General features: G+C 47.1%; 13 protein-coding genes. 12 read left to right on the top strand and 1 reads right to left on the bottom strand.

Annotated elements, in window-relative coordinates:
* Positions 1–5 precede the first annotated feature (5 nt).
* From MKY98_RS06170 to MKY98_RS06185, 4 genes are all read left to right on the top strand, one after another.
* Positions 6–395, top strand: a complete 390-nt coding sequence (locus tag MKY98_RS06170; protein WP_185156333.1) for a hypothetical protein — start codon at positions 6–8, stop codon at positions 393–395.
* A 262-nt stretch (positions 396–657) separates the two neighbouring features.
* Entirely contained in the window at positions 658–2,073 is a 1,416-nt protein-coding gene (locus MKY98_RS06175; RefSeq protein WP_069012216.1) for a deoxyguanosinetriphosphate triphosphohydrolase family protein, read from the top strand.
* Positions 2,074–2,142: 69 nt separating this feature from the next.
* On the top strand, positions 2,143–3,087 hold the full coding sequence (locus MKY98_RS06180) for an MsnO8 family LLM class oxidoreductase (RefSeq protein ID WP_069012215.1): 945 nt from the start codon (positions 2,143–2,145) through the stop codon (positions 3,085–3,087).
* Positions 3,088–3,100: 13 nt separating this feature from the next.
* Complete coding sequence (locus MKY98_RS06185; RefSeq protein ID WP_069012214.1) at positions 3,101–4,087, top strand: methyltransferase domain-containing protein; 987 nt, start codon at positions 3,101–3,103, stop codon at positions 4,085–4,087.
* A 4-nt stretch (positions 4,088–4,091) separates the two neighbouring features.
* On the opposite strand, the gene MKY98_RS06190 is transcribed toward MKY98_RS06185, so the two are convergent.
* Positions 4,092–5,048, bottom strand: a complete 957-nt coding sequence (locus MKY98_RS06190; protein ID WP_069012213.1) for a D-2-hydroxyacid dehydrogenase — start codon at positions 5,046–5,048, stop codon at positions 4,092–4,094.
* Between the two features lie 225 nt (positions 5,049–5,273).
* On the opposite strand from MKY98_RS06190, the gene thpR reads away from it, so the two are divergent.
* The 8 genes from thpR to MKY98_RS06230 all read left to right on the top strand — a co-directional run bounded on the left by thpR (position 5,274) and on the right by MKY98_RS06230 (position 17,019).
* Complete coding sequence (gene thpR, locus MKY98_RS06195) at positions 5,274–5,849, top strand: RNA 2',3'-cyclic phosphodiesterase (RefSeq protein ID WP_069012212.1); 576 nt, start codon at positions 5,274–5,276, stop codon at positions 5,847–5,849.
* Between the two features lie 101 nt (positions 5,850–5,950).
* Positions 5,951–6,763 carry a cell wall hydrolase gene (locus tag MKY98_RS06200; protein WP_029516185.1) on the top strand — a complete coding sequence of 271 codons (813 nt, stop codon included), beginning with the start codon at positions 5,951–5,953 and terminating at the stop codon, positions 6,761–6,763.
* A 155-nt stretch (positions 6,764–6,918) separates the two neighbouring features.
* Positions 6,919–7,602 carry a metal-dependent hydrolase gene (locus MKY98_RS06205; protein WP_029516186.1) on the top strand — a complete coding sequence of 228 codons (684 nt, stop codon included), beginning with the start codon at positions 6,919–6,921 and terminating at the stop codon, positions 7,600–7,602.
* Positions 7,603–8,065: 463 nt separating this feature from the next.
* Positions 8,066–12,664 (top strand): glutamate synthase large subunit, encoded by a 4,599-nt coding sequence (gene gltB, locus MKY98_RS06210; protein WP_029516187.1) that lies wholly within the window; start codon positions 8,066–8,068, stop codon positions 12,662–12,664.
* 315 nt (positions 12,665–12,979) lie between these two features.
* Positions 12,980–14,617, top strand: coding sequence for a sensor histidine kinase (locus MKY98_RS06215; protein WP_029516188.1), 1,638 nt, complete (start codon positions 12,980–12,982; stop codon positions 14,615–14,617).
* 116 nt (positions 14,618–14,733) lie between these two features.
* Complete coding sequence (locus tag MKY98_RS06220; RefSeq protein WP_029516189.1) at positions 14,734–15,372, top strand: response regulator; 639 nt, start codon at positions 14,734–14,736, stop codon at positions 15,370–15,372.
* Between the two features lie 281 nt (positions 15,373–15,653).
* Positions 15,654–16,397, top strand: a complete 744-nt coding sequence (locus MKY98_RS06225) for a YveK family protein (protein ID WP_029516190.1) — start codon at positions 15,654–15,656, stop codon at positions 16,395–16,397.
* Positions 16,381–17,019, top strand: coding sequence for a CpsD/CapB family tyrosine-protein kinase (locus tag MKY98_RS06230; protein WP_029516191.1), 639 nt, complete (start codon positions 16,381–16,383; stop codon positions 17,017–17,019). The genes MKY98_RS06225 and MKY98_RS06230 overlap by 17 nt, the downstream gene beginning before the upstream one ends.
* The last annotated feature ends 12 nt before the right edge of the window (positions 17,020–17,031 follow it).

Consider the following 17,031-nt stretch of genomic DNA (forward strand, 5'->3'; position numbering starts at 1 on the left):
TGTAGATGAAGCGTAGATATATCTTTATTTTGATCTTGATCTCTCTACTAGTTATAATTACTACTCTAATTTTCCTGGTGAATTCTGGGGATGATACGAAGTATAAATACCCATCAGGCAAAGATACCGTAGAATATTTTGGTGACGGGACTTTTCAAATTTTTAGAGGGGGGCCGGACGACCCTTTAATACTTTATAATCATCTTGCTGATCCAACGGAAAATACTGTTGATAATATTGTGTCATATAAGATAAAAAACAATATCGTATATGTGGTTGGTGAAAATAGCTTCATTAAGCTGGATTCAAGTACCAACACATACAAGCAAAAGAAACGGATTTCCGATTTTACTTCCGAAGATAGAGAAATATTCAATAAATTAATGGAAAAATAGAAGTTATCATAAGCAAAAACAAGTCTCGGGACATAGTTGGGACTTGTTTTTTTATTTCTCATCGTCTGACCACTGGCTTGACTTGATAGGCGATAATGCGCTCAGTCCATAAATCTTGCAGATTGGTATACAATCCTTTCTACTCTTACGAATAGGTGAGATAGTTTGATGCTTACATATATAACTGAAAGTCATGTGAGCTTTCATGAAGCGCGAAAAAAATGTATAATCACTCCAATTGAGTACGTAGGGAGTGGGATTTATGACATGGCAGGACAAGAGAGAGCATCGGCAATTTGCGGAACAGACACGAAGCGACGCTTCACGGGCCGCATATGAACGGGATTACTCCCGTTTGATTCATTCACCGACTTTCCGTCGGTTGCAGGGTAAATCACAGGTATTTGGTGCAGGCACGGGCGATTATTATCGCACACGACTGACGCATTCTTTGGAGGTAGCGCAAATTGCGCGTGAAGCATCCCGAAGCTTGCTGCGCCGCCATCCTGAAGTAGAGCTGGAACAGGCAGATAACGCAGGACTGATCATTGACCCTGAGGTGGTAGAATGTGCTTCCATCGCACATGACTTTGGGCATCCCCCGTTCGGGCACAAGGGAGAAGAAGTACTGGACGGGATTTTGGATCAACTGATTGAAACAAAGGTAGAAAAGATATCCTCTGCCGGAGGCTTCACACTGGAGTCCAAGCGTGGACAGGAGGCCTATGCGCGTGAGCGACGAATTTATGAGCATTTTGAAGGGAATGCGCACAATTTCCGGCTGATTATGTTTTTGGAGAAGCGTGAGAACGTGGATGGTTTGAATTTGTCGGACGCTGTGTTACTGGGGATCAACAAATACCCGTACCCAGGGATTCTGAACAAAAAAGGGTTGTATCTGCATGAGTGGGAATATATACGTTCCATCCGCGAGGATTGGGGTATCCCTGATGGTAAAAAAACGCTGGAAGCCCAGCTTATGGACCTGTGCGACGATATCGCTTATTCTGCGCATGATTTGGAGGATGGGATTAAGGCTGGAAAAATCGAGGTACACGAGCACTTCTTGTATGATCCGTATTTAATTCGTCTGATTACGGAGAAAATCACCACGTTGGAGGATAGCTTCTGGCAAGGCTGGCAACTGGCTCAGATTGAGCAGAAGGTAGCGGCTGTGCTGAGTGAATTTTTGAAGGTGTGGAATGGCAAGATGCCGATGTGTGAACACGATTATTCCAGGACCCGCCGTGAAGTGAAGGCATACTGGGTCAGTCTGTTTGTCAGCAGCTTGGGTGTCATTGATGATGGAAATTGGAAAAAGGTGACCTTTGTACGGGATGGAAACGAAGATTTGGATATGCTGCGCACGGTGAGTGTATTGAAAAGCTTTGCTTGGGTTACGATGATCCGCGATCTGCGCGTACAGCGACTGCAAAAACGGAGTGAGTGGATGCTCAAACGACTTTGGTTGGCTTTTCTGGACCCGGAAACATCCAAATCTATTATTCCAAGCGACTGGCTCCAGCGCTATGAGCGCGACCAAGCCAAGACGAAGCCGATCTGGACATGGGAGCATATGGTCATAGACTATATTGCAGGCATGACCGATGCTTTTGCTGAAAAAATCTATAATGAGTTATACGGCCTGAAGGTGGGTTCCATTTATGATCTGGATTAACCTTTAAATTCCCCCTATATAGTAGAAGAAACTGGTTTATAGCTGATAGTAGGAGGGAGGATTGTGTCTATGCCATCTCGGTCTTTATCTATAAAAAGGTTGAATCTCGGTGTGCTCGATATGGTGCCGTTGCTGCCCGGTAACCGTCCGGAGCAGGCGGTTCAACGAGCTGGCGAACTAGCGAGACAGGCAGAAGCGTGGGGATATACACGCTACTGGACCTCGGAGCACCATGATATGGAGGGGCTGGCTTCCTCCAGCCCGGAAGTGCTGCTATCTCATATCGGGGCGGTGACGAAGACAATCAAATTGGGTGCAGGTGCTATTTTGCTCCCGCATTATAGTCCAGTCAAGGTCGCGGAATGGTTTCATCTGCTGGCCGTTCTATATCCTGGCAGAGTTGAATTGGGTCTAGGGAGAGCACCTGGTGGGGGACCTCATGCTTCGATGGCACTGAGCGGCAATTTTCTTCAACATGTGACGGAGCTGCCACAGACGATGGAAGCTCTATTGGCTTTGCTGGAAGGTACTTACGAATATGAGCAGGTGCCTGTGTTTGCTCGGCCGATGCCTGAACAGCCGCCAGCAGTGTGGATGCTGGGCACAAACCGAAAAAGTGCCGAATATGCCGCCCAGTATTCAACAGGCTATGTATTCGGTCAGTTTATGAGTGAACAGCAAACGGAAGAAATGCTCAGCATTTACCGCTCCAGCTTTCAGCCATCCAACCGGATAGACAAGCCACGTACCATGGTTGCTGTAGGCGCAGTATGTGCCTTGACGGATGAGCTGGCGCAGCAATGGACTGCTCAGATTTCATTGGGCGACCCGGCAATGCGAGCCAGTTGGCTGGTGGGAACGCCGTCGGTTATTGCCGAACGGTTACGTGGCTTGCAGATTAAATATGATAACGATGAGTTTCTGTTGGTCACACCGATTCCCGATTATGAGCAGCGGCTTCACTCCTACCGTCTAATAGCGGAGGCCGTAAATTCTAGCCTTGATTCCAAATGAAAAGAGATATGACATGAATAAACAGAAAACGAATATCGATGAAATGAAACCAAGCTACGTGTATACCTATGCGTGTCATGAAACAGAGCGTGAGTTATGTCTTTTGGAATTAAAATGTTTGTTCGGTCAGCCGCCCGTGCAGGATTCCATCCTGTTGTCCCATCGACGGCTGGAACCGGGGACCAGCCCGTTTATTCATCTTCGGCTGGATGTAGTGACAGATGCGGGAACACTGGAAGAGCTATGCGAAGCGGCTTCCATGTTACAGCTTGAGGAAGGAAAGACCTTTAAGGTGTTGTGCCTTAAAGAAGGTGACCATGAGGCCGGTTATGACGAGCGGCGCGGGATCGAACGCCGGATTGGTGCGCGTATTCATGGGCAGGCGCAAATGAAGACACCGGATATCACCCTTGGTGTTATTCGGATAGGAGAACGGTGGCTACTGGGCAGGTGTCAGTATAGCGACAGATCGTGGCAGGAGCGTCGTCAGAAGCCGCAAAATTATTCTACTGGACTACCTGTTCTGGTAGCTAGGGCACTTGTGAATTTGGCAGCAACTGATCTAACAGCAGCAAAGGGAGAGTCAGGCTCATTGAAACTGCTGGACCCGTGTTGTGGTATGGGCAATGTAATGATTGAAGCATTAAGTATGGGAAAGGATATTCGCGGTTGTGATATCAATCCGTTGGCGGTGCGTGGAGCACGAGTGAATTTGCGTCATTTTGGATATGAAGAAGATTTAGTGAAACTCGGGGATATGAATAAGCTCGAAGGCACATACGATGCGGCCATATTGGATATGCCCTATAACCTGTGCTCCGTGCTCCCGGCTGATGAACAAAAGAAGATGCTGCGCAGTCTGAGACGCTTGGCCGCGCGGGCGGTGGTCGTGAGCACGGAGCCGATGGAAACATTGTTATCCGAGTCAGGTTGGACCCTTACGGAGCAATGCCGCATACATAAGACAGGTATGAGTCGGGAAATCTCGATCTGTAAGTAGTGTGTTAATACTGAGTTTTATAATTAACCAAATTCAATGGCAGTTCCTGATCAGCGGCATAGGCATTCAAATTAGTAAGAAAAATATCTACCGCCCGTTCGGCGTATCGGTCCGTATCACCTGCAATATGCGGTGTGATCAAAACATGGTCCAGACCCCATAGTGGATGTGACGCAGGTAGTGGTTCTTCCTCGAATACATCCAGGCCGGCAAAGGCAATATGCTTTTGCTCCAAAGAGCGTACAAGCGCATCCGTATGAACGGTTCCACCGCGACCTACATTAATGAAGAAGGCTCCCTTACGCATAGCTGCAAATGCTTTTTCGTCAAAGAAGTGATGAGTCTCCTCGGTGAATGGCAATATATTTACCACGATATCCGCTGCTCCCAATGCATCGTGTAGTTGTTCGTTAGTATACATATGCTCTACATGCGGAGCTTCCTTACCAGAACGCCGGACTCCGATTACCCGCATGCCAAAGGATTCTGCAATCCGCGCTGTTTCACGGCCAATTTCGCCAACGCCTGTAATCAACAGCGTTTTGCCACGTAATTCCGTCAGTTGGCCTTTCGGTGGCTGCCATGTTTTCTGACGCTGAAAGAGAGCTGCTTGCTGTAAATAACGTGTATGCGATAGCAGCATTCCAAAGATCTGCTCTGTAATTGGAATGGCATGCACACCACTCGTATTTGTGAGTAAAATGTTACGCTTCTCCAATTCGGTAAGCGGTAGCTTATCAATCCCAGCCGACCAGGTTTGTATCCACTTCAGCTTGCTGTCTGGATGTAAGGCCTCCTCGGCAATATGCTTGGACCAGCCTAGAATAACCTCGGCCTCCCGGATTTGTTTAGACTCTAATTCCTGAGCTTTGCCAATAATCAACTCGTAGTCCGAAGCCGCTGCACGGACTTGTTTTTTTTGCTCTTCCGTCAGTTGATGTAAGCTTAAAATGTTTCCCATAGTTCATAGCCTCCTCGATTTTTGATTCCTTGGAGTTTCCAATATATTCTGGCGAACCATCTTTTCAAGAATAACAGATTGCTGAAAAAATTGCATAAGAAGGATAAAAACGAGCTCGCGGTGTCACTATATATAACAACAAATGGCTTTACCCTGATTAGGGACAATCCAAAATGCTGCTTTTGAGATATCCACAAATATCTATAGCAAAGGAGGTAAAGGTTGATGAAAGATGAATCGCAAAGACTTTTTACAGCTATTGCTCTCCCAAATGAGCACAAGAAGAACTTACATCATTGGGTGGAGCAGGATTTGAATGATCTTTCTTTTCGCAAATGGGTTGATTTCAGAGATTACCACGTGACACTTCAGTTTTTGGGTGATGTGGAGACCTCGGTTATCCCGAAACTTGAGCAGGTTTTAGTTCAAGCGGCAGCTGAGCATCACCCGTTCACACTTGGCATTGGAGAAGCAGGTTTTTTTGGCCGTGAAGAATTTCCACGTGTACTCTGGAAAGGAGTGACTGGACAGCGAGAGTCGCTAGAGCAGCTATATCAGTCTATACTTCGTGCTACCAAACCGCTTGGTTTTAAACCTGAGGACAGACCCTATCGGCCTCATATCACCGTAGCACGTTCGTACACAGGGGGACAGCCCGTTCCAGCTTCTGTGTGGCAGCCCAATGATCGAAGCGGCGGGCCTTGGGAAGTGGGAGAATTTGTTTTATATGCAACACGATTGGGTCAAAAACCATTGTACCAAATAATTCAAACATTCCCATTAATGAGGCGAAACCCTTGATCTATCAGCGAATTTAGTGATATAGTGTTTCAGCGTTATTCAAAAAGCGCATTTTGGGTTACATATCTGAGGAATGTGCTTAAGTTAACGGGAGGAACATTATGGAAATTATTAAAGAACATCGTTGGTTTGCACCTCTTTTGAGTGTGCTGCTTGTTTGTATATTGGGGATAGGCCTCTACGCTGAGGTTCAGCAAACACAGAATAATCATAAAAATGCATCCATGCATTCTCTGAGCTGGTCAGGGAACTCTGCAGCTCCTACATATGGCGACAGGATGGGGACCCATAAAGGGTCTAACAGGACAAGCCCCATCTTTGTTGCTGCTCATGGGCAGCCAAGCTGGAAAGAAATCATGCCGACTCCGTTACCCGCTTCCCAGATGAAGCAGGCGGAACAAGCTCGGAATAACGTTGCTACAGGCAAGAAAAAGCCTGAGGTCCAGCATAGCAAGTCCGCAATCCTAACCCCTCCTACAACCATCTACTTTACGAAGACAAAAATGCTCACGCAGGATGACAAGGCGTTGTCTACCTGGAGCTACACAGTCTCCGCTAAAGAACTGCTCCTGCTGCAAAAAATAGTGATGGCAGAAGCAGAAGGCGAACCGTACGAAGGCAAAGTGGCAGTTGCCAACGTTGTCTTAAACCGGCTGCGGTCAGCCCCATTTCCCGATACGATTCAGGCAGTGATTTATCAAAAAGCGCAATTTAGTCCGGTCGCGAACGGGCGTCTTCGTCGTGTTCAGCCCAACCAGGACAGCATCCGTGCGGTTACTGCTGCTTTGAACGGCCATAAAGCCGTGCCTGATAACACCTGTTTTTTCCTGTCGCTTACGTTGGCTCAGGACCTTACGGTTCATCATTCCCGTACCAAGGTGAAAACGATCGGTCATCATACCTTTTATAAATAAAGGCACCCTTCTACAAATAACAGCCCTTTCTAAACAATAGGGTTCAGCTTTGTGAACGGATTTTGTGGTACAGGTGAAGCCAGAATGCAAAAGAGGTATAATAGGTAAAGGAAAGTAACCCAAATAATTAAAGTGACAAAGGAGGCGTAGATGATATGAAAATCACATATTATGGACATTCAGTTGTACTGGTAGAGGCAGAGGGGAAACGGATTATTATTGATCCTTTTTTGACGGGAAATCCTAAAGCAACCGTACAGGCCGAGGATATTCAGGTGGATGCCGTGTTGTTGACACACGGTCATGCCGATCATTTTGGTGATGCTGTTGAAATTGCCAAGCGCAATGATTGTCCAGTAATCGCGGTCGCGGAACTGGCCGAATATTGTTCATCCTTGGGGGCCAAAGCTCACGGTATGAATCTGGGTGGGGGTCACCACTTTGACGGTTTCCATGTGAAATTCACACTTGCGTTTCACAGCTCATCTTTGACGGTGGACGGACAAACCATTTACATGGGAGAGCCTGCGGGGATTTTATTGACCATGGGAGGCCAAACCTTTTTCCATGCAGGGGATACTGGTCTGTTTGGCGACATGCGTCTCATTGGGGAGACTAACTCCATCGATGCTGCGGTATTGCCGATCGGAGATGGTTATACGATGGGACCGGAGGATGCATTGCTGGCAGCAAAATGGCTGCGTGCAAGCCGCGTAATACCGGTGCATTACAATACGTTCCCGGGTATTGAGCAGGACGGAGATGGCTTCTGTGATCGTCTGCACAAAGAAGGTATTGAAGGGAAAGCATTGAAGCCCGGCGAAAGTCTCGAATTTTAATACGGATATCTGATTTGCGTGAATACACTAGATGGTCTATTAACTTATCGTATCTCCTTTGTCAGCCTTTTCTGTTCCTTAGAGGAATAGGGAGGGTTGTTTTTTAAAAGTGAATATTTATACATAAAAATGAGATAAATTTGCATTGATACGTTGAAGCTGTAATGTAAAAGATTTATTATCACAATCATAAAAACTTTGAATTGCTAACATGATAGGTCAATGATAAAATGATAGAACTAATTAGATTCATCAGTGGAATCGACGTATTTTTCAAGTCAAGCCATTGCATAATTATTGAAAAACATACGCATTCGGTGGACCGTACCGCCTTGAATACGTCACATGTTTTGTCCCCCATTCCTCGTAGTTGTTCTTTGAGTTACCTCTTGTTGCCACTGTCTTCTATTCGGCCGCCTGTATTTCAGGCCAGCATGACTTTATAACAGAAAGGTTGCGTTCCATGAGACAGACAGGTTTACCACCCAAACAGGGACTATATGATCCCCAATTCGAAAAAGACGCCTGCGGCATGGGCTTTGTTGCCCACATCAAGGGAAAACCATCGCACGATATTGTAAGTCAGGCTTTGACCATGCTCGTGAATATGGAGCATCGGGGCGGTCAGGGAAGTGAACCTAACTCCGGTGACGGAGCAGGGATTATGATTCAGGTCCCTCATCTGTTTTTTCAAGAGGAAGCGGAGCGATTGGGCTTCAAATTGCCAAAGGCCGGACATTATGGCGTGGGTATGCTTTTTGTATCCAATGATCCAAAAGTTCGTGAGGTGCATGAGCAGAAGCTAAGAGATATCATCGTGGACGAAGGTCAAAATTGTTTGGGTTTTCGCGATGTTCCAACTTATGACGAAATGCTGGGTAAATCGGCAAAAGCAGCTAAACCGGGTGTGCGTCAGGTATTCATCGGTCGCAGTAGCGATTTGAAGGAAGAGTTGGACTTCGAACGGAAACTGTATGTCATTCGCAAACGTGCAGAGCTTGCTATTCGCTATAACCAAGAGGATGAGAACGGTGAGTCGTTCTATATTCCAAGTTTGTCCTGTCGCAAGGTTGTATACAAAGGAATGCTGACAACCGAGCAGGTAGGTAAATTTTATCTGGATTTGCAGGATGAGCGGGTGACATCAGCGATCGCGCTGGTCCATTCCCGTTTTAGTACGAATACGTTCCCGAGCTGGGATCGTGCGCATCCTTATCGTTTTATGATTCACAACGGTGAAATTAATACGATGCGCGGCAATGTGAACTGGATGCATGCGCGTCAGGCGCAGTTTGAAAGCGAAGCGTTTGGCGGAGACATTAAGAAGGTAAAACCCGTCATTAACCCAGATGGCTCGGATACAGCCATGTTTGATAATACGCTGGAGTTTCTGTATCTGAGCGGACGATCCCTTCCTCATGTAGCCATGATGATGGTGCCGGAGCCTTGGAACAAGCATGAAACCATGGACCCGAAGAAGCGGGCATTTTATGAATATCACAGCACTATGATGGAGCCGTGGGACGGACCTGCTGCAATGGCGTTTACAGACGGTATCCAAATCGGGGCGATTCTCGACCGCAACGGTCTGCGTCCTGCACGTTACTATGTGACCAAGGACGATCTGATCGCACTGTCTTCAGAGGCGGGTGTATTGGATATTGATCCTGAAAATGTGCTCTATAAGGATCGTCTCCGTCCGGGTCGTATGCTGTTGGTTGATACCCAAGAAGGCCGTATCGTTTCTGACGAAGAGTTAAAGGAACGTATTGCTTCCGAGGAACCTTATCAGCAATGGCTGGATGAGCACTTGGTTGATTTGGATGAGCTGCCGGAAGCACTAGAACAGCCGGAGCCTAAACATGAAAATGTAAATCAGCTTCAGCTCGCTTTTGGATATACGTTTGAAGAACTGCGCAAAATTCTGGAGCCGATGGCACTTACAGGTGCAGAACCGATTGGCTCAATGGGATACGACGCACCATTGGCGGTGCTGTCTGATCGTCCGCAACGTTTGTACAATTACTTTAAACAAATGTTCGCCCAAGTCACAAACCCGCCGATTGACGCCATTCGTGAAGAGATTGTAACGTCAACCGCAACTACGATTGGACCAGAGCGCAATTTACTGCATCCAGAACCGGAAAGCTGTCGCCAGATTCGTTTGGATTCGCCGGTGCTATCGAATGAGGAGTTTGCCAAAATTCGCCACGTGCACCGTCCAGGCTTCAAATCGATGACGATCCCGATCTTCTTTGAAGCGAAGGAAGGTGCTGAGGGCTTACGCAAGGCGCTGGAAGGATTGTTTGAGGCGGCTGACCGTGTCATTGACAAAGGTCATAACATCCTGATTTTGTCCGACCGTGGAGTGGATGCGGAGAATGCAGCCATTCCGGCGTTGCTAGCTGTTTCCAGCCTGCATCACCATTTGATTAAACAGGGTACCCGCACACGTGTAAGTATTTTGCTGGAGTCCGGCGAGCCAAGGGATGTTCACCATTATGCGGTGCTGCTTGGCTACGGTGTGAGTGCGGTTAATCCGTATCTGGCTTTTGAAACGCTGGATGTCATGATTCAGCAGGGTTTGCTGCGCGGCATCTCGCACGAAAAGGCAGTTAAAAATTATATTAAAGCGGCAACGAAGGGTGTCGTTAAAATATTGTCCAAAATGGGTATTTCCACGATTCAGTCGTACCGTGGGGCGCAAATTTTTGAGGCCGTAGGTTTAAAACAGGATTTTGTTGACCGTTATTTCACCTGGACACCTTCCCGCATTGGCGGTATTGGTCTGGAGGAAGTGACTATCGAAGCGCTGGTTCATCATAATCGTGCTTTCACCGACAAGGACGGCAACGACAAAGTGCTGGATTCGGGCGGCGAATATCAATGGCGTAACGATGGGGAAGAGCATTTGTTTAACCCGCAAACGGTGCATTTGCTCCAGCAGTCGGTTCGCTCGGGAGACTACAAGCTTTACAAGAAATACGCCAAGCTGGTACAGGGTGAATCTGAACAGTATTTGACGATTCGCTCCATGCTTCAATTGAAGCCTGCTGGTGAGCCTGTGCCGCTGGATGAAGTGGAATCCGCTGCATCCATTATGCGTCGCTTCAAGACAGGAGCCATGTCCTTTGGCTCGATCAGTCAGGAAGCGCATGAAGATATGGCGATTGCGATGAATCGGATCGGTGGCAAGAGCAATACGGGTGAAGGTGGGGAGAACCCTGCACGTTTCATACCGGATGCCAATGGTGATTCTCGTCGCAGTTCGATTAAGCAGGTAGCATCGGGCCGATTCGGTGTAACATCGAATTACTTGGTGAATGCCGACGAAATTCAGATCAAAATGGCGCAAGGCGCGAAGCCGGGCGAAGGTGGACAACTGCCAGGACGTAAGGTGTACCCTTGGGTCGCTGAGGTCCGTGGCTCTACGCCAGGAGTAGGTTTGATTTCACCACCGCCGCATCACGATATTTATTCTATCGAGGATTTGGCAGAGCTCATCTATGATCTCAAAAACGCCAATCCGCGTGCTGACATTAACGTGAAACTGGTGTCAGAGGTAGGCGTAGGTACGATTGCTACAGGGGTAGCTAAAGGCCGTGCTGACATTATTCTAGTCAGCGGTTACGACGGTGGTACAGGCGCTTCTCCGCAAGGCTCCATTCGTCATGCGGGTATGCCTTGGGAGCTGGGTCTGGCGGAGACGCATCAGACGCTGATGCTAAACAACCTGCGCGACCGCGTAGTATTGGAGACAGACGGCAAGATGCTGTCTGGCCGCGATTTGGTAGTAGCTGCCCTGTTGGGCGCGGAAGAATACGGCTTCTCTACAGCGCCGCTCGTGGCGTTGGGCTGTATTATGATGCGGGTATGCCAAATGGATACATGTCCGGTTGGTGTGGCTACGCAGAATCCGGAGCTGCGCAAAAATTATATGGGCGATCCTGCCCATGTGGTGAATTTTATGCGTTTTATTGCAGAAGATGTCCGTGAAATTATGGCGGAATTGGGCTTCCGTACGATTCAGGAAATGATTGGACGTACGGATTGCCTGGATACCGTGAACGCCGATTCGCACTGGAAGAAGAAGGGCGTAGACCTGAGCTTGCTGTTGCATGTTCCTGAGTTGGAAGAAGGTAGTGTACGTTACCGTGTACAACGCCAAAACCACGGTCTGGAAGAAACACTCGACATGCAGCAGCTCGTACCGATGGCTGCGAAAGCGTTGGAGAACGGAACGCCTGTTGAGGGTACCTTACCTATTACAAACGTGAATCGGGCGGTAGGGACGATTCTGGGCAGCGAGGTCACCCGTAAGTATGGAGCGGCGGGTCTGCCTGAGGATACGATTCGCTTTAACTTTATTGGATCGGCAGGTCAGAGCTTCGGAGCATTTATTCCGAAAGGCATCACGTTGAGCGTGGAAGGCGATAGCAATGACTATGTCGGTAAAGGGCTATCTGGCGGTAAGGTTATTGTGAAAAAGTCTCACAAAGCGACCTTTAAGGCAGAAGAGAACATTATTATCGGAAATACAGCCTTGTATGGAGCGACCAGCGGTGAAGCTTACATTAGCGGAATCGCAGGCGAGCGCTTTGCCGTTCGGAACTCCGGCGCACGTATTGTTGTTGAGGGCGTTGGAGATCATGGTTGCGAATATATGACAGGCGGACGTGTAGCTGTATTGGGTGGAACCGGACGGAATTTTGGAGCTGGAATGTCCGGAGGTATTGCATATGTCTATGACCCTGAGGGGACGTTCCTGAGCCGTTGTAATCTGGAAATGGTGTTGCTGGAAGGTGTGGAAGAACCTACAGAAGCAGCGGAGTTGCGCGGCTTGATTCAACGCCATGTCACTTACACGGGTAGTGAAGCGGGACAACGTATTTTGGATGATTGGCAGACTGCGATTCAGCAGTTTGTACGAGTGATTCCAAAGGATTACAAGCGTATGGTTGAACAGATCCAAAAAGAAGAGGCAACTGGTTTGAGCGGAGATGAAGCTCTATTGGCAGCATTTGAAGCCAATATGCGTGAATTAGCACGTGCCGGGGGCTAAAATGTAGACTACCAGGTTCACTAAAAAAGGACTCGCTGAATACCGCTGTTGTAATCACAGTGGTACCAGCAAGTCTTTTTTAGGTCGCAAAAATGTGATTTATTTCCTTGACAAACGTCATAAATTCTGACATTACCCCCAAAATGTTTTCCTGAAACGGTAAATATGTTATAAAAAGTACCAAATTTTTTGGAATGTAACCGTTTACGTAAGAGTTTATGTCTTGTTATTTATTTTTGGATTGGTTATGATTTTTTAGAGTACACAAACCTAATATGCCCATCGTCCCTTCAAAACACAGAATAGGGTGACAGGATGAAGTTGAGGAAGTCAGCAGAAGACAAAATGATTTTTCTATACCGTTATGTATCACTATCTTTAACGTCACTTGTTTTTCTGTTCGAATCATCTAGATTAATCGTGTGGCAGAAGCTGTTACTGATTGGGTTTCTATTTTTATCCGTTACAGCATTTACTTGGATTTACCGTAAATACAGACTTCATGATATGGTATTGAAATGTAGCATTGCACTAGAAACAGCAGGGATCATTTTGTTGTTATTCCCGACCGGAGGGATAAATAGCCCGTTCAAATGGTATGTGATTACTCCCATGCTGGTAGCTTGTGCTCATCTATCTATGAGGTACAGCTGGACGCTCCTACTTTCTTATATCGGTTTGGTGCTTACATTTTGTTATATCTTTTTTACACCAGGTCAATATTTTTTGTGGGATCTTATATTGCAGAACATTAATTTGTTTCTGGTATTGATCGTAACCACGATGGCAATGCAGGTTATCGGCGTCATGAAGGACGAACTGAAGGTGGCTAAAGAACAAGCCAATGAGACGATGGATCATATCAAGTCAATTTACCACATCATGGAGACGACCAGCCATAATGAGGCATTAAATCTGGGTCAGGTCATCTCGGATTACACTGTCAAGCTTACCAAGCAGAGCCGTGCATTTTTCTGGCTGGATAGTCAGGAGGAGGATGCACCGGCAAGCAGCCAGACAGGCTGGACGGTGGAGGAGGAGGAGCAGCTATTCGAGGAACTGGAGAATTACCGGGAGGAGTTCAGGGAAGAACGCGAACCATTTTTCAGACATCTGCCAGAATGGGGCGACTTTCTCATGATCACCGTACCGATGACGACCCGCTTTGTAGCGACGATTGGCCTCAAGCTGGGACCGGATCAAAGTCTGACAGGAAGACGCTGGCTCGTGCAACAACTGATATTCTTGGCTGAGCTGAGTGCTGTGTTTTTGGAGCGCTATGAGCTGGAGCGTATTGAGAATCAATTGATTGTGACGAATGAGCAGAACCGGATTGCAAATGAAATGCATGACAATGTTTCTCAGAGCCTTTTTGGTATTGTGTACGCAACGCATTCTCTCCGGCAAACCTGGTGTCATCAGCCAAAGGAGCAGGTGGAGGAGCAAATTGATCTAATTCAGCAATCTGCCAACCAAGCGGTTAGAGAGCTGAAAGGGGCGATTCATAGTCTAAGCTCGAAAAAAAGTGGAGGCTCAACTTGGTTAGGGACGGTGAAAAGTCATCTGCATACACTATCCAAGCTGAATCATGTACAAATTGATTTTGACATTCATGGTGATCATTATTCACTTCCGTATTTGTACCAAAAGGCTTTGTTCCGCATCATTTCCGAAGCGGCGGGGAACGCAATCCGTCATGGATTGGCCAAGCGAATTGATGTGAAGTTAAAATTGACGCCCCAAGTGATTAGACTGTCTATTCATGACGACGGAGTAGGGTTTGAGACGGCGAGAATGGTAGCAGGAGGTGAGGCGGTCAGTGCAGGCGGGGGCCTGGGCATGATGAATATGGAATATTTAGCTCAATCGATGGGAGGCGAATTTGATATTTCAAGTCGAATCGGAGAAGGAACACAGATCCGATTGTCCATTCCGGTAAATGCTTATGAATGAGGATTTTGCAAAATTCTCGAATAAAATGTGTGAACATTCTGCAATACAAAATCTGCGGTAACAATCGGATACATAGGGATTATGCAAATCCTGAACTGTAGACAGGAGGCCGAATCATGAAAATTGTCATTGTCGATGATCATCCTTTAGTACGGAAAGGACTCGCTGCGGTTATATCCATGCAGCCCAATGTTCAGTTTGCGGGAGAGGCCCAGAATCAACAGGAAGCACTTGTGGTGATTGAGGAAACGGATCCGGATCTGGTGCTGCTGGATTTGAAACTAGCTGATGAATCAGGGCTGGATATTATCAAGATAGCGCGCGGACGTGGTTTCAGAAGTAAATTTATTTTGCTGACCTCTTCCGCAACACGTGAAGATTTTCTGAAAGCAGAGGAAGCTTCCGTGGACGGTTATGTGCTTAAGGAAGCGTTGCCTGAGGAACTAATTTACGCGATTCATCTTGTCAACAAAGGACGCAAATATTATGATCCGGCTATTCTCGAAAACAAGCTGCGTGAAGATGCGGGCAATCTGACGGACGACCTGACGCCAAAGGAAAAGGAAGTGCTGGTCGAGTTGGGACAAGGAGCTTGCAATCGTGAAATTGCATCCCGATTATTTATCAGTGAGTTTACAGTCAAAAAGCATGTCAGTCAGATCCTGGCCAAGCTGCGGCTGGCGGATCGCACGCAGGCAGCGTTGTATGCCAATGCCATTGGTCTGGCGAAGTACGAGCCAACAAACATGGTATGATGCGCTGACTCTATAAGTTGCATTGCACTTTCATATGCGAGTGGAATGAAAAGCCTCAAAATCACCAATTTTTGTGATTTTGAGGCTTTTTTCGATTTCTTTTTCCATAATCAACAATGTATGGTACAAAAGTATACCATGCTGTATCCGAAAGTATACATTTCCCTCCCCCTGTAGTGAGGGAGAAAGTGCCATTCGGTTCCATGTCGTTCACAGAGCCAATTGTTACAATAAAGTCATACTTAAATATGAAGAGAAATTGTATAGGAGGGAGGATTTTTGTGGAGAAAACCATTTTGGATTATCTAGTCCTGATTAAAAGAAGATTGTGGCTGATTGCGATTTTTGTCATTCTCTCATGTGTAACAACATACTTTGTGAGCGACAATGTCGTGAAGCCAGTCTACTCCGCTTCAAGCCAACTGCTGGTTAATCATATTTCCGCCAAGCAGGGGAGCAACAATCTGAACGACGTCAACACAAGTCTTAATTTGGTGGAAAGCTACAAGCAAATTCTCACTTCACCTAAAATTATGGACGCTGTTGTAGCGACTCATCCCGAATTCGGTTTGACACAGCAGAAGTTGGCAGAAAAGCTGCAGATTAAATCCTCGGATAAAAGTCAGGTTATCGGTTTGACGTTTGAGGCAGGGAGCTATCCACAGGCCGCAGCGGTTGTAAACGCGGTTACCCAGAAATTCGTACAGACGGTTCCGGGATTGATGGAATTGAATAATGTGAAAATTTTAAATGAAGCGGATCCTCAGGCCAATCCTGACCCGATTAATGGGAACCCGCTCATGAATATTGCGATTAGTTTTCTCGTATCGCTGATGATTGCATTGGGCACGATTGTGTTCCTGGAAAGCATTAACGGCACGCTGCGCTCGGAAAAAGAGGCAGACGCAGACATCGGTATTCCGGTAATTGCATCGATTCCAGTCATTCGCAAGAAGGACATCGATGGAGCAGCCGGAAATTCCAAAGAACGGGTAGGGGAGCGTAAATATGCTGCGATTGAATGACATGTTGATTACAGAAAGTAATCCATCATCGTATATCTCGGAATCATTTCGATCCCTCCGTACATACATTCGGCAGCAAGTGATTGGACAAAAGGACCGTGGGACGGTTCTATTGTTGACCTCGCCGGAAAGCGGAGCGGGTAAAACAACACTGCTCGCCAACATCGGAGTTTCTTTTGCACAAGAAGGCAAGAAGGTGGCTCTGGTGGATTGCAATCTGCATAAGCCAGCGCTGCACGAGATATTCGGAATGGAGAATACCGGAGGTCTATCGGCTTATTTGCGCGGTGGGGCTTCTTCCAAGTCTATCGTTAGGCATGGTGGCCTGGAGCTATCGGTTGTTCCCGGTGGAGACACCCTGTACAACGCAGCGGATCTGCTCGGTAGCGAACGTATGGCTGAGCTGCTGGAAGAGCTCAAACGTGAATATGACATCATCTTACTCGATTCAGCTCCGGCGCTGAATTATACGGATGCCCGCCTGATTGCAGGCTTGACAGATGGTGTGATTCTCGTTGCTAAACATGGTCGTACCAAACGGGAAGATCTGCGCAAAACAAAGCAACTCATGGAGCAGGCCAGTGCGACGCTGGTTGGAATTGTGATGAATCAGGTGAAGTAAGCAACACCAAAA

Source organism: Paenibacillus sp. FSL M8-0228, from assembly GCF_038007385.1.
Lineage (GTDB): Bacteria > Bacillota > Bacilli > Paenibacillales > Paenibacillaceae > Paenibacillus > Paenibacillus polymyxa_D.